The organism is Streptomyces sp. NPDC002092, assembly GCF_053593775.1.
Genome location: NZ_JBSFDG010000009.1, coordinates 325,907 through 352,501 on the forward strand (window position 1 = coordinate 325,907; position 26,595 = coordinate 352,501).

At 67.0% G+C, this 26,595-nt stretch carries 22 protein-coding genes; 8 read left to right on the forward strand and 14 right to left on the reverse strand.

The features are described 5' to 3' along the window. Positions 1 to 14 precede the first annotated feature (14 nt). The 6 genes from ACWCRD_RS22780 to ACWCRD_RS22805 all read right to left on the reverse strand — a co-directional run bounded on the left by ACWCRD_RS22780 (position 15) and on the right by ACWCRD_RS22805 (position 5,509). The gene (locus tag ACWCRD_RS22780; protein WP_232652697.1) at positions 15 to 386 is read right to left on the reverse strand and encodes a VOC family protein; all 372 of its coding nucleotides are present in this window, start codon (positions 384 to 386) and stop codon (positions 15 to 17) included. After that, positions 383 to 1,153 (reverse strand): fumarylacetoacetate hydrolase family protein, encoded by a 771-nt coding sequence (locus tag ACWCRD_RS22785; protein WP_232652698.1) that lies wholly within the window; start codon positions 1,151 to 1,153, stop codon positions 383 to 385. Before ACWCRD_RS22785 ends, ACWCRD_RS22780 begins: the two co-directional genes overlap by 4 nt. Then, the gene (locus tag ACWCRD_RS22790) at positions 1,150 to 2,598 is read right to left on the reverse strand and encodes an NAD-dependent succinate-semialdehyde dehydrogenase (protein ID WP_450967626.1); all 1,449 of its coding nucleotides are present in this window, start codon (positions 2,596 to 2,598) and stop codon (positions 1,150 to 1,152) included. The genes ACWCRD_RS22785 and ACWCRD_RS22790 overlap by 4 nt, the downstream gene beginning before the upstream one ends. Positions 2,599 to 2,627: 29 nt before the next feature. Next, positions 2,628 to 3,548: a VOC family protein gene (locus ACWCRD_RS22795; protein ID WP_450967627.1), complete on the reverse strand. Its 921-nt coding sequence runs from the start codon at positions 3,546 to 3,548 to the stop codon at positions 2,628 to 2,630. A gap of 170 nt (positions 3,549 to 3,718) precedes the next feature. Further along, positions 3,719 to 4,630: a LysR family transcriptional regulator gene (locus tag ACWCRD_RS22800; RefSeq protein ID WP_450967628.1), complete on the reverse strand. Its 912-nt coding sequence runs from the start codon at positions 4,628 to 4,630 to the stop codon at positions 3,719 to 3,721. A gap of 315 nt (positions 4,631 to 4,945) precedes the next feature. Further along, positions 4,946 to 5,509 (reverse strand): carboxymuconolactone decarboxylase family protein, encoded by a 564-nt coding sequence (locus tag ACWCRD_RS22805; RefSeq protein ID WP_450967629.1) that lies wholly within the window; start codon positions 5,507 to 5,509, stop codon positions 4,946 to 4,948. 244 nt (positions 5,510 to 5,753) lie between these two features. Between ACWCRD_RS22805 and ACWCRD_RS22810 the strand changes: the two genes are divergently transcribed. From ACWCRD_RS22810 to ACWCRD_RS22840, 7 genes are all read left to right on the forward strand, one after another. After that, entirely contained in the window at positions 5,754 to 6,158 is a 405-nt protein-coding gene (locus tag ACWCRD_RS22810; RefSeq protein WP_232652702.1) for a cupin domain-containing protein, read from the forward strand. Between the two features lie 312 nt (positions 6,159 to 6,470). Further along, positions 6,471 to 7,226, forward strand: coding sequence for a dienelactone hydrolase family protein (locus ACWCRD_RS22815; protein WP_450967630.1), 756 nt, complete (start codon positions 6,471 to 6,473; stop codon positions 7,224 to 7,226). A 209-nt stretch (positions 7,227 to 7,435) separates the two neighbouring features. Next, a complete protein-coding gene (locus ACWCRD_RS22820) occupies positions 7,436 to 8,650 on the forward strand; it encodes an FAD-dependent oxidoreductase (RefSeq protein WP_450967631.1) in 1,215 nt (404 codons plus the stop codon). Between the two features lie 1,368 nt (positions 8,651 to 10,018). Next, complete coding sequence (locus tag ACWCRD_RS22825; RefSeq protein ID WP_450967632.1) at positions 10,019 to 11,551, forward strand: MFS transporter; 1,533 nt, start codon at positions 10,019 to 10,021, stop codon at positions 11,549 to 11,551. A 150-nt stretch (positions 11,552 to 11,701) separates the two neighbouring features. Next, positions 11,702 to 12,082: a winged helix-turn-helix transcriptional regulator gene (locus ACWCRD_RS22830; protein ID WP_450967633.1), complete on the forward strand. Its 381-nt coding sequence runs from the start codon at positions 11,702 to 11,704 to the stop codon at positions 12,080 to 12,082. 425 nt (positions 12,083 to 12,507) lie between these two features. Next, positions 12,508 to 12,867 (forward strand): DUF3060 domain-containing protein, encoded by a 360-nt coding sequence (locus ACWCRD_RS22835; RefSeq protein WP_450967634.1) that lies wholly within the window; start codon positions 12,508 to 12,510, stop codon positions 12,865 to 12,867. Between the two features lie 174 nt (positions 12,868 to 13,041). Then, a complete protein-coding gene (locus ACWCRD_RS22840; RefSeq protein ID WP_450967635.1) occupies positions 13,042 to 13,218 on the forward strand; it encodes a hypothetical protein in 177 nt (58 codons plus the stop codon). 608 nt (positions 13,219 to 13,826) lie between these two features. Here ACWCRD_RS22840 and ACWCRD_RS22845 read toward each other — a convergent pair. Beyond that, positions 13,827 to 15,323, reverse strand: coding sequence for a UvrD-helicase domain-containing protein (locus ACWCRD_RS22845; protein WP_450967636.1), 1,497 nt, complete (start codon positions 15,321 to 15,323; stop codon positions 13,827 to 13,829). 148 nt (positions 15,324 to 15,471) lie between these two features. Here ACWCRD_RS22845 and ACWCRD_RS22850 point away from each other — a divergent pair, with 148 nt between their 5' ends. Further along, positions 15,472 to 15,615 (forward strand): hypothetical protein, encoded by a 144-nt coding sequence (locus tag ACWCRD_RS22850; RefSeq protein WP_450967637.1) that lies wholly within the window; start codon positions 15,472 to 15,474, stop codon positions 15,613 to 15,615. 263 nt (positions 15,616 to 15,878) lie between these two features. On the opposite strand, the gene ACWCRD_RS22855 is transcribed toward ACWCRD_RS22850, so the two are convergent. The 7 genes from ACWCRD_RS22855 to ACWCRD_RS22885 all read right to left on the reverse strand — a co-directional run bounded on the left by ACWCRD_RS22855 (position 15,879) and on the right by ACWCRD_RS22885 (position 26,559). Next, a complete protein-coding gene (locus ACWCRD_RS22855; RefSeq protein WP_450967638.1) occupies positions 15,879 to 16,877 on the reverse strand; it encodes a DUF6083 domain-containing protein in 999 nt (332 codons plus the stop codon). 45 nt (positions 16,878 to 16,922) lie between these two features. Further along, the gene (locus ACWCRD_RS22860) at positions 16,923 to 17,186 is read right to left on the reverse strand and encodes a helix-turn-helix transcriptional regulator (protein ID WP_450967639.1); all 264 of its coding nucleotides are present in this window, start codon (positions 17,184 to 17,186) and stop codon (positions 16,923 to 16,925) included. Positions 17,187 to 18,605: 1,419 nt separating this feature from the next. After that, positions 18,606 to 19,106 carry a transposase gene (locus ACWCRD_RS22865; protein ID WP_450967640.1) on the reverse strand — a complete coding sequence of 167 codons (501 nt, stop codon included), beginning with the start codon at positions 19,104 to 19,106 and terminating at the stop codon, positions 18,606 to 18,608. A 151-nt stretch (positions 19,107 to 19,257) separates the two neighbouring features. Next, complete coding sequence (locus tag ACWCRD_RS22870) at positions 19,258 to 22,521, reverse strand: TniQ family protein (RefSeq protein WP_450967641.1); 3,264 nt, start codon at positions 22,519 to 22,521, stop codon at positions 19,258 to 19,260. Then, positions 22,518 to 23,639 (reverse strand): AAA family ATPase, encoded by a 1,122-nt coding sequence (locus ACWCRD_RS22875; protein ID WP_450967642.1) that lies wholly within the window; start codon positions 23,637 to 23,639, stop codon positions 22,518 to 22,520. The genes ACWCRD_RS22870 and ACWCRD_RS22875 overlap by 4 nt, the downstream gene beginning before the upstream one ends. After that, complete coding sequence (locus tag ACWCRD_RS22880; protein ID WP_450967643.1) at positions 23,636 to 25,822, reverse strand: integrase; 2,187 nt, start codon at positions 25,820 to 25,822, stop codon at positions 23,636 to 23,638. The genes ACWCRD_RS22875 and ACWCRD_RS22880 overlap by 4 nt, the downstream gene beginning before the upstream one ends. After that, positions 25,819 to 26,559 (reverse strand): TnsA-like heteromeric transposase endonuclease subunit, encoded by a 741-nt coding sequence (locus ACWCRD_RS22885; RefSeq protein ID WP_450967644.1) that lies wholly within the window; start codon positions 26,557 to 26,559, stop codon positions 25,819 to 25,821. The genes ACWCRD_RS22880 and ACWCRD_RS22885 overlap by 4 nt, the downstream gene beginning before the upstream one ends. Positions 26,560 to 26,595: the final 36 nt, after the last annotated feature.

Here is a 26,595-nt window from a genome sequence, read left to right on the forward strand (position 1 = left end):
CTCTATCGGCGCGATCAGTTGGGGCGCTTGCCGTGCCAGACCAGTTCGATCATGGTGTGGTCGGGGTCGTGGATGTAGCAGAACTTCGACTGGTTCTCGGGGCGTTGGATCGGACGGGTGTGCCGAATGCCCAGCTCCGCCAGGTGGGCCAGGAAGTCGTCCCAGTCGTCGACCTCGACGGCGAAGTGGTAGGGCGCCATGCGCTCCATCTCCTCGACCGGGGTGAAGTGCAGGTCGAAGTTGCCCCGGGTCATCAGCACCACGCGGCTGTTCGACTTGGGCATGATCCGCTTCATCCCGAAGACCTTGGTGTACCAGGCGGCGGTCCGGTCAGGGTCGGTGGTGGGGAAGTTGACGTGGTGGATGTAGCGGGGCTCACTGCTCATGACTGGTTCCCTTCGAGTTGTACGGGGTTGGACAGCACGCCGATGCCGCTGATCTCGACCTCCACGGTGTCCCCGGGTTCGATCCGGCACGTCGACTCGGCGCCCATCCACAGCACGTCCCCCGGATGCACGGTGATGTGCCTGGTGATCTCGACGAGGTAGTCGAAGGGGTCGAACACCATGTCCCCAGTGGGGAACGCGGCGCGGATCTCACCGTTGAGGCGGAGCGTGGTGGTCTGCGCGAGGGCGTCGACGTCGGTCTCGATCCAGGGCCCCATGGGCTTGAACGTGTCGCTGTTCTTGCTGCGCCAGAACGTACGGTCCTGGTGCTGCCAGGTGCGGGCGCTGACGTCGTTGCCGATGGTCCAGCCGAAGACCGACTTGCGCGCCTCCTCATACGTGGCGTGCCGGATCGTACGGCCGATGACGGCGACGAGTTCGGGCTCGGCCTCGAACCGCCCTTCCACCTCCGCGGGCTTGACGATCGGCGAACGGTGGCCGGTGAGCGCGTTGTTGGCGCGATAGCCGACCTCGGGACGGTCCGGAACCGTGGCACCGGCATGCTCGATGTGCCGCGGATAGTTCAGGCCGACGGCGTAGAACACGGACGGGACGACGGGCGGCAGCCAGACAGCCGTGTCACGCCGGACGGTGCCGAGGACGCACGGATCACCGTCGATCGGCGAGCCGGACAGCAGCTCGACGTCCGTCTCCCGCACCCGGCCCCACACCGCGCGGCCGCCCACCGAGACTCGCGCGTACCTCACGGCACCAGCAGATGGGAGACGCGCTTGGTGACTAGGTAGGCGTCCAGCGCCTCCGGGCCGCCCTCGCGGCCGTAACCACTGTCCTTGACACCGCCGGAGGGCGCCTCGTGGACGGAGCCACCGCAGTGGTTGATCGACAGGATCCCGGCCTCCAGCTCGGCCGCCAGCTTCTCGGCGGTCGCCGCGGAGTCGGTGAACCCGTACGCGGCCAGGCCGTACGGCAGTGCGTTCGCCGTGCGCAGCGCCTCGTCCAGATCGGTGAACGGCACGATGGGCGCGATCGGACCGAACGGCTCCTCGTGCAGGAGATCCGCGTCCTCGGGTACGTCGGTCAGGACGGTCGGCGCGAAGAAGTACCCGGGGCGGTCCAGGCGTTCGCCGCCGGTGAGGACCTTGGCGCCGCGGGCGACGGCGTCGGCGGTGAGCCGCTCCAGGGACTTCAGCCGGCGTTCGTTGGCCAGCGGCCCCATGGTGGTGCCCTCCGCCAGGCCGTCACCGACGACGAGGGCCTCGGCCGCCTTCACGAACTCGGCGGTGAACTCCTCGGCGAGGCTCTCGTGGACGAGGAAGCGGCTCGGCGAGGTGCACACCTGGCCTGCGTTGAGGAACTTCGCATGGGCGGCCCTGCGCGCGGCCTTCACGGGGTCCGCGTCCGCGCAGACGATCACCGGGGCGTGACCGCCCAGCTCCATCAGGGAGGGCTTCATGACCTTCCCCGCCTCGGCCGCGAGGAGCTTGCCGACGGGCACGGAGCCGGTGAAGGCGACCAGCCTGATCACCGGCGAGGCGATCAGATGGGCGGAGACCTCGGCGGGCTCGCCGAACACCAGGCTCAGCACCCCGGCCGGAACGCCGGCGTCGGCGAAGCAGCGCACCAGCTCCATCGCCGTGGCCGGAGTCTCCTCCGAGGCCTTGAGGACGATCGAGCAGCCGGCGGACAGGGCGGAGGAGATCTTCCGCATGGGCCCGCCCGCCGGGAAGTTCCACGGCACGAAGGCGGCGACGGGCCCGACGGGTTCGCGGCGCACGGACAGCACGGTGCCGGGGGCGGAGGGGATGATGCGGCCGTACGCGCGGCGGGCGTCGTCGGCGTGCCAGCGCAGCGTGTCCGCGACCCGGCGTGCCTCGCCGGTCGCCTCAGCCAGGGGCTTGCCCTGTTCCAGGGTCATGATCCGGCCGACCTCCGCAGCGCGCTCGGTGAGCAGGCCCGCGGCGGTGTGCAGGATCTCGGTGCGCCGGGCGATGGGGGTGCCACGCCAGGTCCGAAAGCCCTCGGCCGCGGCGTCCAGGGCGCGGTCGAGGTCGGCGGCGGTGGCGAGCGGCACCTCGCCGATCGCCTCCCCGCTGGCCGGATTCACGATCGGGGCGGTACGTCCGGTGGCACCGTGGCACCGTTCGCCCGCTATGAACATGCGGACGGCCGGGTAACCGTGGTCGGTGGTCATGGCTGGATGCCCTCTCAGGCTTGGGGGATTCAGGAGGCGGAGGCGTCCTGCTGGTCACGGTTGGTGCGCAGCGCCCAGATGTGGTGGGGCGGGGTGGCCTCGTGCACGCGGGTTCCGTACGAGACGTCGACGCGGTCCATGTCGGCGGCGTACTCGACCCGGCCGCCGCACGGAGCGTGCAGGAAGCGGAAGACGTTGGAACCGATGGTGTGCCGGCCCAGCCGGCGTGCTTCACGCCAGCCTTTGTCGATCATGTGGTTGGCGCCCTCGATGACGTCGTCGAAGCCCGGCACCTCGTACGCGATGTGGTTGACGCCCGCCTTGTCGGGACGGTGGCACAGGAGCATGGTGTGCTGGTCGCTGTCGCCCGGCGCCTGCATGAACACGCCCATGGGCTCGACCACGTCGGTGGGCCGGAAGCCGAGGCGCTCGGTGTAGAACGCGACGGCGTCCTCCCTGCCTTCCTTGGGGATGTTCAGCGCCACGTGGCACATGCGCAGGGGGCGCACCCGGGTGATCGCCTCCAAGGGGGCGTTCCAGCGGTCGACGTTACCCAGCGCGTTGGCGGGCCGGGGTGTGAAAGGCGCGGATTTCGGCCGGGCCAGGATCAGTCCGACCCCGAAGCCGGTCTCGTCCACGGTGTGGTGGACACCGTCGGCACTCTCGCGGACCTCGCGGTCGCGTCCCGCCGCGGCCACCAGCCGCTCCAGTTCCACACCCGTGTCGACGCCCCACACCACCTCGCGCAGGGTGGGGCCGTCCTCCACCGGGGGCGGCAGCAGCGAGCCGGGGCGGGTGTCCAGGTGGAGGGTCTGCCCGGTGAGCGTCTCGAACACCGCGTGCTCGTCGGTTCTCTCCACCGGGAACAGCCCGAAGTCCTCGAAGAAGCGGACACATGTGCCGAGGTCGTCCACACCGTAAGTGACCGATTCGATTCTCTGGATTCCCATGGATTCCTCGCTTCGTCGCAGATCACATCTGCGGGTTCATTCGGTCACCGACGCGAGATGATCGTAAAATCGCGGCTCGGACGACTTCAACAGGTTCACCACGCAGGCATCGCAATCGCTTCTTGCACAACCTGTCGGCCGGGAAGGAGTAATCACCGGGCCCGGTCTGCTCACCTGCCGAGCGCAGGAATGGGATTGCCGGAGAACCACTGGGTTAGGAAGTCGAGGAAGACGGTGACTTTTCGGGGACTTTCCCGACCGGGTCCGAAGATCGCGTACAGCGGGCGGTCGGGCACGGGAAGCCCCGGCAGCAGGACCTCCAGCGCTCCGGACATGAGGTCGTCGTAGACCGGCCGCTGCGGCAGCAGGGCGATGCCACGGCCGTGCACAGCCGCTTTCTGCAGGGCTAGGTAGGAATTCGACGAGAACGCCACATTGCGAATCTTGTGCAAGGTGGAGGCGTGCCCGTGCCCGATGCGCCACACGGGGTCGTTGACGTGAACGAGGCAGTCATGGTGGGCAAGGCCGTTGGGTTCGGTGAGCGGTCCCTCGCGGTTCACGTATTCCTGTGACGCGCACAGCACGAAGGGCAATGAGGCGATCTTCTTGAGCCGAACGCTGGAGTCCCGCAGATCCCGGGTGTGGAAGGCTATGTCGAATCCACTGTCCAGGAAGTCGTAGGTCCGGTCGGACATCCCGCCGAGTTCGAAGCGAATCTGGATTTTGGGATGGGACACGGAAAAGGCGGCGATGGCGTCCCCGAGATCCAGACTTCCGATCCATTTGGGACAGATGATGCTCAGCGTCCCTTCGGCGCGATCATGGAGTTGGGCGATCCCGGCGTCCTCGGCGTCGATCTCGTCCAGGATGCGTGCGGCGAATTCCGCGTACCGGTGGCCCGGTTCGGTCAGGCTGACCGATCGGGCCGTGCGATTGACCAGGCGGACACCTACATGTCTCTCCAGTTCGGCGACATGCCGGGACACCAGCGAGCCCGAGGAGCCCAGCTTCTTGGCGGCTCCGCTGAAACTGCCGACCTGGGCGACCGTGACGAAGCTGTGCATGAGAAGCAAGCGATCCATTTTCCCTCCCGGGTGCTCCATCCCCACTCACGCGACGCCGGAGTGGAGTGTGCGCGGCGCGGTGAGTCCGCCGCTCGACTCGGCCGCGGTCCGGTCGGCAGGTCGCCCGGCATCGCGTTCTCACCGACGGTTCGGTCTCGTCGCCGGTCCACGACGCTTGGGCGCGCGGGCGGTACCGAACCCGCCCCTGCGCGCGGCCACCCCCGACGAAGATCATCGTGACGTCTCGTAGCCGGACCACCGGGGGCGCAGCCGGTGTCCCGCCGGTCACAGCGACGCGCACGTGCGTACCCAAGTCCGGGCCGGCGCCGAGTGTCACGGTTGCGGCCGGCTCCCGTCGGGAACCACGCGCTCGAAGCCGCGGACATCGGGGAAGGGAGGCTCGCGGTCGGGCTGGAGATCCACCTGGAAGGTGTTCAGGCACATGCCGAGCATGGTGAAGTTGCCTAGCGCCCCGATGGTGTCGACCAGCCCCTTGCGGCCGAAGTACTCCAGGGCACTGGCGAAGGTGGCGTCCGAGACGAAGTGCTCGTCGAGGACTTCGCGGCAGAACCGGTAGAAGGCCTGGTCGGCCTCGTTGTCGAAGGCCGCTTCGCGCCGCTCGGCGATGGCTTTGACGGCCGCCTCCGGAATACCGGCCTCGATCGCCTGGTGCGCGTGGGCGTTCCAGGAGTATTGCGCGTCCCAATTCCGGGCGGCCATCAGGAGCGCGAGTTCACGCAGATGCCCGGGCAGACTGCAGTCGAACCGGGCGAAAGCCCCGAGGGACTCGGCACGTTCGCACATCTCCGGGCTGTGCAGCCAGACCCGGAACGGGCCGCGGACGGCACCGCGCCGGCCTGCGATCCGGGCGGCCAACTCCTGCTGACGCTCGGTCATTTCCTCATTGCTGAGAACGGGGAGCCTCATGAGCCGGATACCTGCCTTTTCTTCCCGGCGCGTTGCCGGCACTTACGGGCACGGAACGCGACGCCGTGCGGTCTCAAGTGACGCTACAACCGGCTCCGGCGTTCCCCACCCCTCCAGGAGTGCAAGGTAAAGCTGCACGCCAGAAGGCATCCATTCGCCGAGACGCGACCTACTGTCGATCGACGCACGACCGTGGACTGGAGAGGAACCAGGGATGACCACCATCATCAAGACCGCGTCCGTACCCCGGTTGGACCGCGGTGGCGCGGTCCTGACGACACCGCTCATCACCACGTCCTCGGCGGGCGGGGAGAACCTCATCACCAGCGGGATGAGCGTCTATCCCGTCGGTTCCGGAGCGCCCCTGCACTCGCACAACTGCGACGAGCACGTCACGATCCTGGAGGGCGAGGCGGAGGTGGTCGTCGACGGCGAAGTGACCAGGCTGGAGCGGTTCGACACCACATACGTCCCCTCCCCCCTCCCCCACCTGTTCCGGAACATCGGCGACTGTCCGCTGCGCATCCTGTGGGTGTACTCGTCGGGACACGTGACGCGGACGTTCACCGAGACCGGCAAGACGGTGGAACACCTGTCGGCCGAGGACCAGATGGGCTGAAAGCGTCCGGTGACTGCCACGGCCTGCTCGGCGGTCACGGCGTGAACTCGGGCGTACTCAATTCAGGCGGTATTTCGGAGAGCAGGTTTCCCGCCGCCTGTCAATTCACGCTTTGCCCGACCAGGTTTCCCGGGCCAAGTCAAGGCCGAAAAGAAGGGGAAGCGTCACTTGCTTCACAAGCCTTTCCGGGGCTCCATGGCGGGCTAGACTGGATGGCCGGGCCGTCCGTGGGACGGCTCTGACACCAATGTCGAGGTATTTCCCGTGGGAGATATCTACCAATTCTCGTTCGGAAGAAAGGAAGAGGTGAGTATGAGTGGTGTGCATGGAACAACCGTGGACATTGCGACGCGGGACGGCGCAGCCGACGCCTACCTGGTGCACCCTGACGGGGCAGGCCCGTTTCCCGCCGTTCTGCTCTACATGGACGCCTTCGGGCTGCGCCCGCATCTGAAGAAGATGGCCGACCGTCTGGCCTCGGCCGGTTACACGGTCCTGGTGCCCAACGTCTTCTACCGCCATGGACGGGCGCCGGTGATCGACCTGCCGGACTTCGTGGGCCCGGCCGAGCGCCCGGAGCTCTTCCAGCGGATCGGACCGCTCATCCAGTCCCTGACGCCGGAGTCGACGATGGCGGACGCCGACGCCTACCTGCGCCGGCTGGCCGAGTGCCCGATGGCCAGAAGCGGACCGGTCGGCGTCACCGGCTACTGCATGGGCGCCGGTCTGGCACTGCGCACGGCCGGCACCTATCCGGACCGAGTGGCCGCCGCGGCCGGCTTCCACGGCGCCAACCTCGCCTCCACCGCGCCCGACAGTCCGCACCTGCTCGCCGACCGCATCAAGGGTGAGCTGTACTTCGGCCACGCGGACCAGGACCACGCACTGCCCCCCGAGCAGGTCGAGCGTCTGGACGAGGCGCTCACCGCGGCGGGCGTACTTCACCGCTGCGTGGTGTACACCGGCGCACACCACGGCTTCACCCAGGCGGACACCGCCGCCTACGACGCCGACGCCGCGGAACGCCACTGGGCGGCACTGCTGGACCTTTTCTCGCGTACACTCTGACGCGCTGAAGAAGTGCCCCTGGCCGGAAACTCGGTCCGGCACCCACCGGTGAAATTCCGGTGAACAATTTCATAGCACACAAAATTGCATCCCGGTCGGTAGTCCGGGGCGCAGCCAGACAATGTTACGTCTGGTTGTGTCAATCGTCCTCTCTTTCGGAGAGGCCCAGTGTGCTCCCTCGTACGAAACCAATTGCACTGGGAGTACTTTTGTCTGGGACGCGTATTGTCATCGCCGGCGGCGGTCTTGCCGGGCTGACGCTGGCCCACTACCTGAACCGGCACGGCCTGGACGTGGCCGTCTACGAGCGTGACACCTCCATCGGCGCCCGTGAGGCGGGCTACCGGATTCACATCAACTCCACCGGTACCTCCGCCCTGCACGCCGCCCTGGAGCCACGGCTGTGGGAGCTGTTCCTCGCGACCTCCGGCATGCCGAACGACGACATGCTGCTGTTCGACGAGCAGCTCAACCTCCGCCCCGGTCGCGACAGGTCCGCCACCGAGGGCACGGGGGTGCCCACCGACATCCCGGAGCATCTGGTGGTGTGCCGCTCGACGCTGCGCCGGATCCTCTATCTCGGCCTGGAGAAGGCCGTGCACTTCGGTGCGAAGGTCACCGGATACCGCTCCAACCCCGACGGCACCGTCACCGTGCTCCTGGACAACGGCGAGAGTGTCGAGGCCGACGTACTGATCGCCGCGGACGGCGTCAACTCCAGCGTGCGGGCCCAGAGGCTGCCGCAGGTGAAGGTCGTCGACCTAGCCGCTCGGCACATCGCCGCGAAGGTCCCGATCACCGAGGAGACCAAGGCCAAGCTGCCGCAGCAGCTGTTCAACACCTTCTCGCTGGCCTACGCCGCCGACTGGACCGGGCTCACCCTCGGCCCGCTGGAGCGCAGCAACCCCGGCTCCCCGCTGGTCAAGGAACAGGACCCGGACTTCCAGAACGAGGCCACCAAGAACTATGCGCTGAGCATCTTCAACTCCGTAGAGAGCCTCATGATGCCCGACGCCGAGCTGTTCACCGCCACCCCGGAGCAGCTGAAGGCGTACGCGCTGGAACGTGTGGCCTCCTGGCACCCGGCCCTGGTAGAGACGGTACGACTGTGGGACACCGCCACGGTGCAGGCGCTGACGTTGCGCAGCTGTGTGCCCGTCAGTGCCTGGGAGCCCTCGAACGTCACCGTGGTGGGCGACGCGATCCATACCATGAGCCCGGCCCTGGGCATCGGCGCCAACACCGCGCTGCGTGACGCACACGTTCTCGGAGGCGAACTGCTCGCCGCCGCGCAGGGTGAGAAGGACGTCCTGGACGGCATCGGCGCCTACGAAGAGGCCATGCGGGACTACGGGTACAAGGCTCTCCGGATGTCCGCGGCGGTGGGCGAGAAGGTGATCGGCCACCTGCCGCTGCCCGAGTAGGCAGCTCCCGCGCGCGGCCACGCCTCAGCACGGGGGCACGCGCGAGGCCGGCGATCATCGGTGCCGGAGCCCTCAGCGAATGCTGGGTCTCGGCACCGATGAGGTCCAGGCCGGAAAGAGGCCAAAATCTCAGCAGGGTTGTCGGCGGCAGAGGGTCTGCTACTTGCCGAGAGGTGCCTCCTGCGTCGGCAGTTCGTGAATGCCGGCATGGCGGCCGTCGAGTTGTCGGCGCAAGTGCCGGTTCTCGGTCCCGGCTTGGTGCAGGGTTCCGCCGAGGACTTCGTCGCCTTCCCGGGGCGGCGAAGTTCCTCGACATCCGTTGCGCGGAGTTCTTTGGGTTTCCGGAATTGCAGACGAAGTCATCTCTCGTCGTGTGGGTGTTTCTCCGCGGGGGCGGACATTTTCGCAGAACGCGTGTTTCAGGTCCGTGTGGCGAGTGAAAGCGGTACGAAGGCACTTCGGCTTCCTCTGCCGGGGCGACGATGGTCAGTGCTTCGTACGAGTGCTGTGATCGTCCGGCGAGGATGCGGTTCATGGCATCCCGGTTCGGGCCGCGGTTGAGGGGGAGGCGGCGCCGAAGACGGCACCCTGAGTTCCTTGGCGAGCAGCTTCAGCGGCGGCGGTCGTGGAGGTTGGAGTAGGTGCAGCTAACGTCCGGTATCCGTCGGGCCGGCCTGGTCCAGTCCGCAGCGGCCATCATGCCGGAGCGTGTGTGGCGCACGATGACGCGGCATTCGGCGGACAAGATGGACATGCCGAACTCCTGGCGGTCGGCTTCGAGGATGCAGGCGGGACTGGGCAGGGTGTGCTGGATGCCGGCTGAGCAGACGAAGTCGAGGGCCGGAGTGGGCCTGCCCTGGCGGGGCAGGGCGCGAGGACGATCAGCTGACCTGGGTGGAGTCCCGAGCGTGCTGGCCGGCTTGCGGGACGGCCAGCAAGTTCACCGCAGACTCGGTCCGGCTCCCGCCTGATCGCAGAGGGCTTCAGCGCGGGCGGTCGCCGGTATTCGTATACGAGATTTTGGGAAAACAATTCTGCGTTTGACAGCGTCACCCATTCACGCTCGAACAATTTCGATATCTTGCCGCTCGACCACAGATCCGTCTCCCACGTCAAGCGCAAGAACAATCACATCAGGGAGCGTGCCCATCACCGAGGGCCGAGGTGTTACGGTCCATTCGACCTCGAGACGGGAATACGCCTCGCATCTACCTCTATCGGCAATCGGGTAGCAGAGCTCGACACCGCGCCCGCGTGTGATGCCCAGCCCACTGTCTGCAATCTCCCGGAACTCAAATCGATGTTCCGCTTCCCTTTCTCGTTCTCATGAATTACCGCGCCTCCCGACCATCCTTGAGGAGTTCTCCGTTGTCTGCCGACAGTACGATCACCACTCCCGCTCAGGCGGGTGCCGATGCGACTGGGGCCGCCCCGGGCAACCGGCACCTCGGCATCGCGCTCTTCGTGATCGCCGCGGCCCAGCTGATGATGGTCCTCGACAACACCATCACCAACATCGCCCTGCCCTCCATCCAGACCGACCTCGGCGTCTCCGACGCGAATCTGGCCTGGATCGTCAACTCCTACGCCCTCGCCTTCGGCGGCCTGCTCCTGCTCGGAGGCAAGGCCGGCGACCTGTTCGGACGACTGCGGATGTTTCAGGTCGGCATCCTCATATTCACCCTCGCCTCCCTGATGGGCGGACTCGCCCCGAACGAAGGGCTGTTGCTCGGCGCCCGGGTGATGCAGGGTGTCGGCGCCGCGATCGCCGCTCCCAGCGCGCTGGCTCTCATCACCACCACTTTCCCGGTGGGCAGGTCACGCAATACGGCCATGGGCGTGTACGCGGCCATGGGCGGCGTCGGCGCCACGGTCGGAATGCTGCTGGGCGGCACGTTGACCGAAACTCTCAGCTGGCGCTGGGTGTTCTTCATCAACATCCCCATCGGCCTGGCCGTCCTCGCCGGAACGAGGTCCCTGGTCGAGGCCGAACGCCACCCCGGCCGCCTGGACATCTCCGGCGCGATCACGGGCACGGGTGGGCTGATCACCCTCGTCTACGCCATCACCCGAGGCGGCGAACACGGTTGGACGAACGGCCTGACACTGATCTCCTTCGCGGCGTCCGCCGTGCTGCTGTGCGCGTTCCTGGTCCTGCAGTCCCGCGTATCGGACCCGATGATGCCGCTGCGCATGTTCAAGGACCGTAACCGCAGCGGTAGTTACACCACGATGTTGCTGATCGGCTCGAGCATGTTCGCCACGTTCTACTTCCTGACGCTGTACATGCAGCTGGTCCTTGGCTACAGCGCGATCCAAACCGGCTTCGCCTATCTGCCCTTCAGCATCGGCATGTCCGCTGCCGCGGGCGTGAGCTCCAAGCTGGTCACCCACTTCGCACCGCGACTGATCGCCGCACTGGGCCTGACGATCGGGGCGGCAGGCATGTTCTGGTTCTCCACCCTGGGGACCGACTCCTCATACGCGGGTCATCTGGTGCCCGCGATGTTCGTCACGGCCACAGGACTGGGGGCGGCCTTCGTCCCGCTGACGGTGACTTCGGTCAGCGGCGTGGACCACCTGGACACAGGCGTCGCGTCAGCGCTTCTGAACACGGCCCAGCAGATCGGCGGCGCGCTCGGTCTCGCCGTTCTGTCGACGATCTCCACGTCTGCAGCCGACGACAAGCTGCCCGAGGCGGCCTCCAGCCTCTACCGGGGACTCGCCGCCAAGGATTTCGGTCTGGTCTCGAAGGCCAGTGAGGCACTGACGCACGGCTACACCGTGGCCTTCGTCGGCGCGGGCGCCATATTTCTGGTCGGCGCAGTGGTCACAACCCTGGCCGTGAACGCCGGCAAGCAGCAGCAGACGGAAGGCGCCGCGCCCGCCCACATGGGCTGACCTCGCAGAGAGCGAACTCACCCCTGCGCGGGGAAGACATTCCCAGCTGTGCGGCCAGGTTGGTCCAACGAACATCAAACGGCCAGAACGATGTGCGGCGCCTGGCATCGCGCTGTGATGCCAGGCGCCCACGGAGAAGGAACAGCCATCATGAACACCCCGCGCTGCGCTCAGCGGGAGCACCGGTCCGACGCCCCGCGGCTGCCCGCATCCCTTCTGGCCGCTGATCGGGCTTTCGTCCTGCTGGGCAGACGCTGGAACGGCCTGATCATCGCGGCCTTGGCCAAAGGCCCGGCCGACTTCGCCCAGGTTCGCGATCGAATCCCTGGCATCGGCGACCGCATGCTCGCCGAACGCCTCCGGGAACTAACCACGGTTGACCTCGTGACCCGAACTGTCCCGCGCGACCCGTCCTCGCAAACCCTCTACGCACTCTCACCGCACGGCAACGCCTTCCTCATTCCCCTCGCTGCCGTGATCGTGTGGGCGGAGGACCACCTCCCCGCGGCCGACGCACCAGCGTCGGACTGACCGCCGTACCAGATCGTCGAGTTCCGTTCCCGCGCAGGTGCAGGCCGCAGCGGTTCCGGGAGCGACGACAGTGCTACATCCACAGCCGCCCGGTGCCGACGCTCGATCGCGTTGCACGTGCCACTGACCTGGCTCTCGCTCTGTCCACGAACGCGTACAGGAAAACCGGTCGGCCGCAGAATCACCACCGAAAGGGAAATCCCGCCATGCGCAAGGCGACACTGCTTTCCCGCACCCTCCTCGCTTTGACCCTCTCGACGATGGTCGGCTGTGCCGACAACGCGTCGGAGCCGGCTCCTGCCGCGAGCGCCGGGTCGGCGATACGTAGCCCCGGCGCGGCGCGTACCGATAGCGGCACCGGTTCGCACGCCGCCGGTTCGACAAGCGATCCGGACTCAACCTCAGCCGCTGCCACCGGCGGTGCCATGTCACCCACCATCAGCAGCAGTTACAGCAGGCGGGCCACCGACTGCACAGGGCACGACGTCGTCATCGAAGGCCAGGCGAACACCATCGGGCTCACCGGAACGTGTGGAACGGTCATCATCGGCGGCCGGTTCAACACCGTCACCGTGGAGGCGGCCGACAACCTCAGGATCACGGGCGACTCCAGCACGGTGATCGCGCAGACCGTGGGCGCCATCCGGTTGGACGGCGCCGTCTTCGACACGGTGCGCTGGGGCAACGGGACCGACGGCAAGGAGCCCACCGTCTCCGGTAACGGCAGGTCCTGCACCGTGGCCAAGATCAGCGGACAGGATTACGAGAACCGCATCAGGCCCTGACATGGTCAGGGCACACGGCCGACGGGCCGCGGCGCACACTCGACGAAGTCCGCCGCAGCCATCAGCGCTCTGTATGGCGCCGTAGAGACTGGCCGTGCCCTTGGCGAGCTTGATCGTGGAGCCGTTGAACAGGTTCCGCACGCTGTTGCCGCAGCCTGTCACCCAGGAGATGACGTGGAGGGCGAAGACGTCGTCCGGGCCGATACCGAAACACAGGCCAGCGCCGTAGGAGTTGAAGAGTTCCTTGGTCGTGCCCTCGATGTCGTTGTCCTTCAGCCATTGCGAGAAAGGGATGTCGAGGTCTTCCAGCCCCTGCTCCTCGAACGGCTTGCCGAACTCGATCCGCCGTGACTCCTCGATGATCAGCGCCACCGCGCGTTCGAGTTCGGGGATCTCGTCGAAGGGCACGGGGAAGCCGCCCTTGGTGAGGGTGCCGTTGAAGTACCAGGCGAAGTTCTCCGGCTCCGGACTGGTGGTGTACTCCAGCCCGTACCGGGCGACCTCGCGGGCAACGTGTGGCACAGGCACGACGCTCCGAACCAGTTGTTCCCAGTAGGGGCAGTCCGCGAAATGCTCTCGCCAGTGATCACTTCCATGGTCCGCTGTCAGTCCGCCGCAGGGCGCACGATCGGTGATCGAGTTCAGCCAGAGCGGGTCGGCAGGAAGACACCTCGTACATGTACTTCCGAGTGCATCAGCATCCGAGATGTCTGCTATAGGGCGGCCCTGGACCACATCCGACACCCAGAATGCCCGGATTTGCCGTATGGGCGGCAGATAGAAACGACGATACCCTCAGTGCGGATTCAACCCGGATTCGACCCCAAGGATTTGTTCAGCCAGTAAACATAGCCTTTGCCTGCGGATATACGAAGCGGCAGACGAGTCGGGCTATACGCCGGGTTCTGTACACCGACGGACACCTGCCCTCTCGCGAGAGCACCAGCCACGGCACTGCGTTACGGAGCAACCCTGTGCTTCGGCTCGTCCGAACCTTCAACAGCAGGTGGATGGTTCTCGATCCATGCGAGCCCTCCGAGGTCCAGCTGACGCCGGGCGCGAGTGACGGCGACGTAGGCAAGGCGTGCGTCCGTATCACTCACCGCTTCTGGGATGGGGCGGCCGCTGGCGTCCTGCTGGTCACTGTCGGGCGGCGGGGGAAAGTCGTCGGCGATTCTGACTTCGGGCCACTCCCGGCCCTTTGCCTTGTGAGCGGTGGAAACCGTCACCTCGGCCTTGTCCTCGTCGGTCAGCGCGTCGACGGCGGCGATGACAGCTTCGGGACCATGAGTGTCGACAAGTTCCACGAACGGCTGCAGATCTCGGCCGGCGGGATCGTGCTCCGCGTAGTCCTGCAGCTCTCCCCAGGAGGCGAAGAGAACCAGTTCAGGGTGGGCGGTGCGACGGCCGTCTTTGAGGTCCCGGGCAGCTAGCGCCAGAGCGGTGAGTGTCTGTGCGCCCCTGCTCAGAGCCACCCGACGGCCGGCCTCCAGCTGTCTCATGACTTCGGTCATGGCGCCGATGTTGGTGCGGCACAACACTGCGTCCGGGCAGGCAACCAGGCCGACTTTCGTCGGAATCGTGTCGGTACCGGTCAGCCGGATCGGAGCGTCGGTGAACGCGAGCCAGCGGTTGGCCTGTTCGGCGAGGAGCGGGCCGAAGCGGAAGGATCGGGTCAAGGTGAGGTGGGTGGCGTCGAAGCCTGTCATCACGTCCTGGGCACCGCGCCATCCGTAGATGGCCTGGGCGGAGTCGCCGACCATCACCAGCTGGGCGTGGTCGCGTTGAGCGGCGAAGACCTGCTCGAGGACGGGGTTGGTGTCCTGGGCTTCGTCGAGGAAGAGGAAGTCGGCCTCGATCTTCGGTTCGGTCAGCGCCCACAATTTCAGGTAGTGGTCGTGCTCGAAGCGGACCACGCCGTCCTCGGGATTCTGCAGATCTGCCCAGGCCTTCGCTGCGAACGGCATGACACTGTCGGCGAGTTGGGCGCGCTCGCTCGGTGTTCCGAGCCTGCGCAAGGCAGGTACGTGGTGGGGTGCCAGAGTCCCGTCAGACGACTGGCAGAAGCGGGCCACCGTACGCAGAACGGTGTGGGACAGGGTCCTGTGGCCGATCTCGTGATCACCGATGCGGACAGGTGACCTGATACCGAGAGCCTGTCCGATGCGCCATGCCGGTTGGCGCGGGCTGTTGAGACGGCGAGCGAAGCGGTGGCCGACGGCTGCATAGGCCGTCGCGTGTGCGGTCTTGCACAGCACGGAGCGTGGGAAGCGGGTTGCGGCGTCATTGGCGATGTCCTTGTTGAAGGCAAGGTAGCGGCCACGGCGTCGGGTGCTCGCGGCCAGCATGCACAGCGTGCTGGTTTTGCCGGTGCCGGCTCCGGCTTGCAACACAAGGTGTTGACCATCACGGAAAGCGTCGACGGCGTGAGCCTGTTCGTGGGTTGGCGTGTGCAACACGGGCTCCGTAAATGATGGAGAGTCAAGGGGTCGTATGGGAACTGTTCGGTCGGCAGGGGTTCGCGTGGTGCGAGGGAGGAGACGACGCGGAGTGACGGCACTCGAGCAGGACGCTGGCCGCACAGGCCAGGACATCTTCAGGGGCATGGTGGATGAGGAGCCCCTGGAGCTGCGCCGCCAGCTAGCGGGTACGGTCTCGCTCGTCTCGTTCCAGGGCCGCTACGACAGTCCGGCCGAGGAAGTCCCCGGGTTTCTGCCCCCGAGCTGCCGCGGCCTGATTGATCACTGAACGCATGGCGCGGGTGAGGGCAAGGTTGAGGAGGACCCGGCCTGATGCGTCGGGGTAGTGGGTCGTCAGAACGTCGATGGGCAGTAGCCGATCGAGTTCGTTACGAAGTGACCGCAGCGCGCGCCCTGACGACTTGGCCCGGCGCACAGTCATCAGGCGGGTGCGGTCTGCGTTCGCCGCGAGCGGCACGACTCGACATGCTCGGTGAAGCTCTCCGCGAGTGGCCGGCCTGGTCAAGATGATCTCCACGGCGTGCTGCCGACTCATCGCCGGGTCGCCTTCCACGCATCGCCACCAGGACGTGACCGGCGAACGTGGTTCGGAAGACGAGCGTGCACGTGCGCGTGGTGGACGAGCGGGTCGAAGGGTTCCCAGTCGGTCAGTGCGAGGTCGGCTGCCGTCGGGGCAGCCGCGTGCTGAGGGCAGCGTTGTGTACGCCAGCGCAATTGCTCGGCGTACGGCAGAGAGGACAGGTCGTACAGCGCCATCACCGCGGAGGGCAGAGCTAGTTGACCTCGGGTGGCCGTTGCGGGAACCAGTTTCCAGACGCCCGCCGGTGCGCCCGAAGCGAGCATCCTGTGACCGCATCGGCCGCGCTGCCGTGTCTGGGCCACACACTGGATCTCATCCACGGGACGGGCTGCGAGGTAGCGGACGTACAGGAGTTGGACGACGGGTCTGGCGGGTCGGCAGGAATCCTCCGGCTGCTGAGCCAGCGGGTCCGTCGGCGTGGTCAGAGTGAAGACACCGGCGTCGGTCAAGCGGCGGGTGTTCACGGCTAGCACCCGCCGCAGCCTGGTCAGCGTGGGCACGGTGGCCGGGCCGGCATCGCGAGCCGGGCAGACAACGTCGTGGGCCAGTCGGCACCATGCGCTTCCGTCCCCGGCGGGATACGCGAGGCCTGAGCTGACGTGCCAGCGATGGTCGGCAGGCACCTCGGCTACCGGCAGTTCCCGCGGGTGCAGACGGACGGGGCGGTCACGGACTCGGTGATACCACTCAACGGCGTTGCCGCACTCACGGCAATGGTCGCGCTGAGCACAGCGCAGAAGGCGGGTGGGGCTGTCGGGAGCGACACGCAATGAGCGTCGCTGGTGGCACTGCCCGGGGCTGCCGTCCCGGTCCCGGTGTGTAGATGAGGGGCGCATGCGCCTGAAGGTGCCAGGCAACACGCCGTGCGGACGGCGTCCAGGCCGATGGCGTCCGCCGAACGGCCCTGCGCGAGGCGACATGCATTCGAATAAACGCCCAAACGTTCGCATCAGGCTCGCTTGATCGGGTGATTCATTCAGCGGGCCCCGGGCCCGTCAGTCGCTCGTCCGCCGAGGGAGTTCGTGCCCACGGCACAGGGCGCCGAAAAATTCGTCGAGCGGAGTGCTGAGCGCGTGAGCGAGGGCATGCCACGTCTTGAGGGTGCCGATCGTGCGACCTTGCTCGATCTCGATCAGAGTCCTTCTGGCCAGGCCACTCCGTGCCGCTAGCTCGTCGTACGTCCATCCCCGCGCCGCACGCAGCCGAGCAAGCTCCAGACGTAGAGCGTCGAAGTCCGGATCGGGCGGGAAGATCGTCACCCGACCATCCGACGGCGCAGACACCTGCCCTGTCAGTGCAGACCTCTGCCCTATTTTCGCCCGCCAGGCACCCCAGCAAAGGGCAGGGGTCTGCACTACCGTGTGCGCCCGATCCCAGCCCGACGGGGGCCGGCGCGGAAACGACAGGAGGAACGCACGCGCCATGAGGCTCCGCTTCGCCCACCCTGGAGTGCGGCGCACCTGGACCGTGGAACTGCGCCCGCAGCCTGGCGGCCCGGTCCTCGTGTGCCAGCACTGCGCCCACAGCGACCGCCCGGTCAACGGCCACTCGGCCCGAGCCGAACTCCTGGCCCACCTGGCCCTGCACGCACACCGGGCCCCGCTGCCGACGCACCTGCGGACGTGCCAGTGCCACGAGCGGGGCTGTTGCTGGCACCGCCGCCATCGGGGATGCCAAGGCCCCATCCGGCTCCTGCTCGCGCGCGAGCGCGGCGGACGCCTGTGGCGTCTGACCGATGCATGCGCCGCATGTGCGGCCGCTACCGCTCAGGCCTCAGTTATCCCTGAAACGAGCCTGACTGCCGAGATTCCCCCATCGGGGCGGAGAACAGCCCGCCACAGACGACGCCCGAAGGGGCCAGACAGCCCAACTCGGGTACGAGAGATGCTCAGTTACCTTGCGTCTGCACTCCCGCCCGACACCGGAGCAGCTTCACGGCTCCTCGCCCTTCAGAGCGCGCTGCGCATGAACGGCGCCGGTCAAGCGCACGTGCCCCTGGGCCTCCTCAGAAGTCTTCGCTTGGGGGATCTCATGGACCCTTGGCAGGAGCTCACTCAAGCGCAATGGCTGTGCACCATCCCGACGGCACCTCGGGGGGCCGTGATCCAGTTGCTCGATCGCGGCCTATTCACGCAGCGCCCGGCACGCCCTGACCGACTCCGCGCCGCCGATTGGGCATTGCGCCGCGCCTGCTGCGTCAATACGGGCACTGCCGCTCTGCCCCGACTCGTCGTCCTCTGTCTCGCCGCCCATTCTGCCCCGGCCGACGTTCAGGGAATGGCCGAAGCAGAACACGTGGCACGAGAATGTGGGATCCCCTGCTCCTCCCTTCGGACCATCCTGGATCATTTGGCCGAAAAGGGGTTCTTGAGGTCCTGGGAGGTGGGCGAGGAATTCGACGACCTCTGCTGGACATTGATGCAGCCACTCTCATCGCTTAGCCCGAACTGATCTCCTCGGGCACAGCAGCAGAAAGGTCATATCTGGCGAGTACGTGCCGTGCTTCTTCCAGCAGGTCTCGGCCTTCAGCCTTGATCCACCGTGTGAATTCTGATCACGGGTGTCGGACGGGTTCCGGGTGTTTCTTCGGGGTGTGGACAGCGGTGATTGCCGGGTGGCCGTCCGGTGCGGGTCTCCAAGGTCTTCCGGGTCGTGGGCGGGCAGGGCGGTCGCGTGGGTCAGGTGACCATGCGCTGTCCGGTCGCCGTCCACGGGTCGGCGAAGTCGTGCTGCCAGCGCCAGTGTTGGGGCAGGTGGAGGGTGAGTCGGCGGACGCCTGCGGCGATCCGGGCGCGGATGTTGATCAGGTGGCTGCGGATGGTGCCGGTGCGGGCCTTGGCGTGGAAGGCGGAGGCGAGGTGGCCGGCGTCGCGGGTGAGGTTGCAGGCCGTGGCTGCCAGGGTCAGCCAGGCGGCGTTCGCGGTGAACTGCCCCGAGGGCAGATGACCGAGCGCGGAGTCATCCAGATCGGCGAAGACCTGCTCGACCTGGGCGTGTTCGCGGCTCATGGGTTCGGCCTGGGCCAGGACGAAGGGACTGTCGGTGAAGATGACGTGGTGGCGCCAGACGCTGAACAGTTCGGCCTGGCCCTCGGGCACGCTCTTCGGGTTCAGTCGCCTGACGCGGCGCACGATGAGCCGGGCGGTGGTGTGGAACGCCTTCTTCTTGCTGGTGAACACGGTAAAGGGGACTGTCGATGGATCGAGCGTCTTTAGCGGTACCACGCCAGACTCGAGTCCCGGCTCTCTTGCCAGATCCCCTCGCGGCGGATCCTTTTCCGGGCAACGCTCCAGGCTTTGGCCCGAGATGCCCTCAGCCCGTCACGGACGCTTATGGTGCGGAAGTGCCACCCACCCTGGCTTCATAACGTTGAAGGACCGGCATGACCTGCTGCAGAAGCGTTCGTCCTGCCGCTGTGAGCCTCGGGGCCTTCACGGTCTCCAGTATGGGAATGCCGGTGTCCTTCTCGATGATTGCGGCGATCCGCTTCAGCTCTGACGGCCGCACGTTCGCCGCTTCGGCGGCAGTTTCCAGTGCATGGTGGTCAAGTAGCAGGCTGATCTTCTTCAGCCGTACCACGGACTTCCATCCGGAGAACGCCCGATAGACGACATGAGGGATGACGAGTCCCTGTGTGGTGGCGGCGAAGTCCCGGGGTACTCCGACCGCACTCCGAATCGGGATGTTGTGTTTTCTGGCGATGTTGAGGACGGTTGTCGAGACCGCCCCGACCTCATCGGCGATGTCGCTGAAGGTTCGGTGCTGCACGACGTACTGCTCATACAGCCAGTCGCGGTCGATCTCGAAGGGGTACCCGGGGCGGTGCCCCTGTTTGCGGATCTCGATTCCAGCGCTGCTCAGGGCTTGCTTGAGGACGGTGATGCTGGCGCCGGTGGTATCCCTGAGTTTATGGAGTGAGAGCCCCTGGTCGACGTAGAGATCTCGAAGGATGTCTGGGGCGGGGGCGGCGGTGCGGGGGCCTCTCCCGTGCACGCCGGATGCGGCGCCAGGAGTATCGGCGTACAGGCGGGCGTAGCGCTCGAGCACCGGTCTGGCATCATGCAGGAGTTGTCGGCCCTGGGCGGTAAGCCGCGGCGATTCCGAGGTGTCCAGGAGGCGGAACCCGGTGAAATTCTCGATGACTACCGTCTGCCGCTGAAGGCCTGCGACGCGGATTCCGCCGGCTGCGGCGGCCTCAGGGACCGTAGGGTGATCGATCAGCAGACTGACATTTCTGACCCGCTGCACCGCGTCGCGTCCGCAGAACGCCTGATACACGGCGTGGGGCAGGTCCAGTCCGCGAGCGGTCTCGGTGAAATCCCGGGGTACTCCTTCGTGTCGCCTGATCGAGAGGCCGAGCGTGCGGGCGATACGGCGAACGGTGCGCACGTCCATTTTGACTTCTTCGGCTATCTCGGCAAAACCCCGGTACTTCACGGCGTACTGCTCATAGAGCCAGTCACGATCGAGGCGGTACCCCCTGCTGGCCCGTTCCCGGGGTTGGCGTATGGCGATACCGGCTTCCCGGAGTGCCGCCTTGAGCACCTCCACGCTGGAACCGGTGGCCTTGCCCACACCCCGAAGGGAGAGGCCCTGGGTCACGTACAGGTCATGCAGGGCTGCGGGGTCTGGGGCCGTGGTACGCGGACCGCGAGGGGCGCCGGGCGTCCTACGCTGAACTGTAGGGATGGTGCTGGCGAGTTCGACGTACAGGCGGGCGTGCTCAACGCCGATGCCCAGGGAGTCGGCGACATCAGTGAGTGTGCGGTGGCGTGCTGCGGTGCGCCGGAATTCCTCCGCGCTGATGTCGACCGGTTCGGTGCCGGGCCAGGGGATGCCGCGGACCCACTCGGACGGTGGTTCCCAGGTGACGGGTTCGTCGATGCCCAGTCGCTTCAGGTGTCCGGCGGCTTGGTCGAACAGGAAGGCGCGCACCGCAGGATCCGCGCGAAAGCGCAGGTCGTTCAGGCGGTGGTCGGTGTCGGTGAGCGTGCCGGTCCACATCGCCCTGAGATATCGGTCCAGGGCTTCCAGGCTTCGGTCGGTGGGAGAGCGCCAGCGGTTATGGGCGGCGAGTTGCCGGTAGGCCGGGCGGTCGATGGTCAGTCCTGTGTCGGCCAGGCTCCGGCGCCGCTGGTAGTCGATGGGCGATCCATGATCGTCGAGGGCGTCGGCCAGTTGTGTCAGCGCTGCCAGCAGGGGGAGCAGGTACTGGCGGTCGAGTCGGGTGATCATGCTTTTGACGAAGCTCGGAGACACGGGGTCGCCGAGAAGTGCGAGTGCGTCGCGATAGACACGGCTGGTGGAGCGGACGACCAGGAGAAGTGCGCTGAGCCCGGCGCGGAACTCGGCGACCTTCGCACCCCTGGGCCCGCCGATCTGGTGCGGCATGAGCCTCATGCTCCACGTTGGCCACAGCGTCGCCGGGATCGCCGCGGCGCGGCGCTCGATCCGCTCGGGGTGCGCGGCAGGCGGTTGTGGGGTGGGGGAAGTTGTGGCGAAGCGAAGCCGGTCGATGATCCGCAGGCGGGTGTCGATGACGGTCAACGCGCGCGTCACGGTGGCCGGTGAACAGGACGTACGCCAGGAGTTGACCTTCAACAACACTTCCATGGAGCCGTTTTTGCGCAGGTGCGAGTCGGCGATCCATCGCAGTACCGCATCACTGTGGAGGTGGTCGCGCTCCAGGACGGTCATGGCGAGCGCGGTGCCGACCGCCACATCGGTGGCAGTCTCGTTGCTGAGCCCGGTCAGCAGGGCCAGGGCGTGTCCGTCGGCTTCTTCCAGGACATCCGAAGCCGTCTGGGGGATGGGGAGGGTGGCGTCGTGGAGCGTGGCCAGACCCCGCCAGGCCAGGAAGAAGAGTTCTTCCAGGCTCCGGTGCGGTTGGTCGGGGTCTCGGTCGCGGTCTGTGTGGCCGCGGATGACAGTGTCGACATAGTGCTGGGCGCGGATGATCTGGCCGTCGGCAGGAATCGGCTGGGCCACAGCAGTGGTGAGGTCGGTGTGGCAGGGCAGGCGTGCGCCTTTGCTGCCGCGCGCGAGGTCGCGCGCCATGGTGCAGAGAGCCGGGTTCGTCACGCCCGCGGGGTGACGGCTGGCGGGGTGCGGGCGCTGACCGCACCCTTCGCAGGTCTCCACCAGGAGTTGGGCGTGCCGGGTACAGGCAAAGGTCCAGGGGCTGCGCCAGGACAATTGCCAGCGGCCGCCGGTCTCGGCCAGGCAGGAGGGGCAGTACCTGCTGCCTTTGTGCCGGCGCCAGCGCGGCGGGGAGCCGAGCCCGCGCGTGGTGTGCCGGACCGTCACGGTGGTCTGGTCAAAGGGTTCCAGCGTCATCGCGCGCAACGCCTCGGGCGGGACTCCGGTACGCCGGGCGAGCACAGCCGTCTCTTCGGGAAGGAGTTTGACCAGCATGCGCTCGGGGTGGGTGCCGGGAAGTCCGATGAAGGTCAGGAACTCGCGGGAGGTGACGATGAGTTGACGAGCGTAGGCTTCGATCCAGCTGTCCAGGGCCTCGCCCGGCAGCGGCTCCACCACATAGGGGAGCCGCTCAGTCGAGAACGCGGGCGCCCTGGCCCCGGTGTTGAGGGTCATGGGCGCCTGCCCGGCCCCTTCTTCTTGCGGCGGGGTTTGGTAGTGAGGGTTCCGGCTTCGAGAGCCGCTTGGAGTTCTAGGCGTCCTCGCTCGGCCGCCACATCGTTCTTGACGGTGTCCATGAGGTCCACGGTCAGCCGCTCCTCACCACTCTCCACAGCGCGCCGACAGCCGCGGGCAATGAGCGTCATCAGTGACGCGAAGTGGCCGGTGGATCGGGCATACAGGCAGTCAGAGAGGTCTTCGGCGAGCATGCCGCGGTAGCCGTCGCCAAGGACGAGAAGCCGTTCGATGCCGAGCATCAGCTTGCGCCACTGCGCCCGCTCAGCCTCCGTCTTCACAGTGAACGGCGGCAGTGTCAACGTCGTCATCCGGCGAGCCGCCTGCGCGAGGTCCACGTCCTCGTCATCGAGACCATCGGTGAGAACCCCGCGCGCTTCCACGCCCACCCCGACGTAGATGAACGTGACGGGGAAGACGGTGGACAGGTGCTTGAAGTGGTTGGCCACGACCCGGTGGTTGGTGCGGCGCAGGTCGAGGAAATGGATGTCGTCCACGACCATGACAGTCGTGCACATGGCGCGAGCGGCGCGGGCAGCACGGGCGGCAAGCTGGTCCGCATTGCCGGTCTCGGGCAGTTCATAAAACCGGCAGATCGCCTCGTTCAAGCCGCGGATCGTGATGTTTCCCGTGAGCGTGATATTCACGACCGGGACGCGGCGGTGCCCGCTGGGGGTAGTGGCGCCGTGCACCAGAATCTGATCACGGTGATACTTCCTCACGTAGTCCAGGACCGCGGTCGTTTTCCCCAACCCGGGAAACGCGTCGACCACCGCCGACGGCTTCACCCTGTCGCCGTCCTGCCGGTTCGAGTCCACGATCTCCGCCAGCCCGTCATGCAGTTCCAGCAGCTGGCCCGTCTTGATCGGCCCGAGGTTGGCATGCCACACCGCGCGCTGCTCCTTGTAGGCGAGGAATTCACGGCGCGTCAGAGCCTTGATATCCACCCGGCTCAACTGCCGGGGACGCTCGCGGGCGGGCCGCTCGCACATCTCCACAAAACCCGTCAACTGCACGGGACTGTAGTTGCGCTCCCCGTCTTCGAACGCGGCGGTCATGACACCTCCCAGGCGTCCGCGTAGTACTCCTCGTCGCTGACCGCGCCCGCGTCTTCGGGGAGGACGGCATCGAGATCACCGTCCTCGTCATCGTCCCCGCCCTCCCCTACCTCAGGCCCATCCATCGCGGGCGTCTCAGCAGGATCCCGGTCGTCGGCCCCGGGCTGGGCGGGGGCCAGAGCCGTGAGCTGACGCACCGACGGCAGCTGCGCAACGGACATCTGAGGATCGTCCTCGTCGGCGCCTGGCTCAACCGTGTCGGGGCCCATGATGGAGAGCCGCTCATCCGACAGCCGCAGCGCGATGCGCCGCTCTTCCCGGCTGCCGGTCAGCCCGGCGCCCCACCGCTCCAGCAGCTCGATCAGTGTGCGTTTGGCATCGGGAAACCGCTGGGTCCTGGCCGCCAGCCGGCGCGCGTACTGCCACGCCTCACGGCTGAGCGGACCATCGAGCGCGTCCGCGTGCTCCCACCGCAGCTCATGCCACCGCCTGCTCTTGGGGTCGGGATCCTGAATGTAGACGCGAGTGATGTCCCCAGGGTCGATCGCGATCGGCCACTTCCCGCTGTGGACCCCGCCGTACGGGCTTGTCGTGTTACGCCGTCCCTTCAAAGCAGGCCCGTTGTAGCGCAAGGTGCCGATCTCCACCCCGTAGTGCTGGATCGTGGTCCACTTCACCTCGAGGAAGTCGTACGCGAGATCCGGACGCCCCAGGATCCGCAGATGCCCCGCCCGCTGGATGCCGTGCTCGTACATATCGAGCGGACTCATCTCCAGGCCCGGTGCCTCCGGGATACACAAGCCGGAGTGGACGCGCCGGTGGTAGATCAGGTCGATCCACTCGCGGATGATCGCTTCCAATTCCGGCAGAAAGAAGAACGCCTTCTCCTCCACGTCCTTGCCGCGGCTGTGCACATCCGCGCCCTTGTAGCCGGGCAGCGCCGCAAGGACTCCTTCGCGCAGGGTCCGAAACCAGCGCTCTACCGGCGCCTTGTCCGTCGGCGTGTACGGCCGGGCCGGCTGCAACGACATGCCGAGGCGGTCACACACGGCCTGCACATGCTGCGACAGGTAGATCTTGCCGTGGTCGAACACCAGCGTCTCAGCCGCCACCGACGGCAACAGCCACTCACCCCGCGCGTCCACCAGCCGTGCTGCGTCCACCACCACCGCATTCGGCACTCCGTGATGCGGCAGGACCGCCCGCTCTCCGTCCGTTCGCGGGCGCACGGTCTCATACAGGACGGCTGCGACATCGGCGGCCTTCGTCGACACCGGCGTCAGCCTGAGCCCCGTGATGCAGCGCGTGTAGAGGTCCATGGCGACGGTCAGCTCGCACTGCACCCATCGGCAGGTGACCGGCTCCATCGCGAACACGTCCAGCCGTGTCGTATCAACGAGCACATACTCGCCAGGACGGGTCGCCCTCAGCTTGCCGTAGACGCCCGGCGGGCGGTTCGCGATCGAGCGGCGTCCCTTCGCGCTGCCCGAGAACGCGTTGCGTCCCCGGCCCAGTTCCTTCAACAGCGCATACGCCGCGGTCTTCTTCGGCAGCTTCACCGTGTCCCGCCCGAACTCCGCGGCAAGGCGCTCCTCGACGGTCGCGATGATTAGATGCCGCGGTGGAGTGCTCTCCTCGACGTACTCGTCGAGCACCTTGCGGCACATGTCGATCCAGCGTGGATCCGTCTCCCCTAGCGGGCTGCGGCCGCGATCGGCGGGCAGCAGTCCGGCCACTCCTTCGGGGCCTTTGACCTTCATCAGCCAGCGCCGCACCGTCATGACACTCACACCGAGTTCGGCGGCCTTCGCCTCGTAGCGGTCCATCTTCGGCACATCGGGCGCGTACTGCGGGCGCGGTTCGCCGTCGAGCGCCAACTCCGCGGATCCGTGCCGGTATCCGGTCTCCACCTCCAGCAAGTGCCCGTATTGCTCCTGAAGCGCCGCCTGTTCTTCCTTGCTGAGCGCCGAGAACTGCGCTCCCAGCCCCGGCAGCGGCTCGGCGGCGGCTTCCGGAATCCGCGTCGTCGGATGCGACAGCAGCCACCCCAGATCGACCTGCCGCACTCCGCCAGACCGGCTGTGCAGCAGGATCCGGCTCCCGGATATTTCCACCACCGTGAACTGCTCACCGTCATGCTGCACGACCAGCCCGGTCCGCAGCACCGCCACACCCCCGCTCACGCGCACCTCCTGAGCACCGAGCGGCCACCGAGTGGACGCGTCAGGTCCGTCGTCCAATGCCCTCGCCACAACAGCGACAGCAATGCCGGACGCACATCCTCACGTTCGCCGTAGGCGCTCAACCTGTGTTCGGCCACCACGAGTTCGTCGCCGTCCCCCACCAGCTCACGTGCCCGATCGACGAGTTCGCTGTCCACCACCCACGGTCGCCGATACCCGGCAAGGAACCGCACGTTCTTCAACACCACCGGCTCACAGCCCGACCAGACCTCATACAGCCACCCGTGTGCGGAGAACAGCTCCCCCGGCCACGCGAGCGCCTCACGAACCTTCGGATCCTTCGCCCGGTCGGCAGGCTTCACATTCACCACCCGCACCAGGCCGCTGCGCAGTGTGAGCAGGAAGTCGGGGACATGGCGACGCACCCGCCCCTTCACCCGGTGCCGTATCCAGCACGGCTGCGCCTGAATCCCAACGACATCCGGGTCGAAGTCCGCCAGAAGCAGCCGGGCAAGCTCCAGCTGACTCTCGAAGATCACTTGGCCGCCCGTCGTCGACGACCAGTAGCTGCCCGGCAGATGTGTCTGCCCGCGTCTCGACCGCATCGCCCGCCACGGAACCGAACCCTCGAAATGCCGCTGCCCAAGCCGCTCGAACGACACCTCCCGCACTTCGTCCTCGCCGTACCGGATCCACGCAGCCGCTCCTACGGCACCACGCTTACGTATTGCGACCATCGCGCACCTTCGGGCTCAGCCCGTGCTGATCACGAG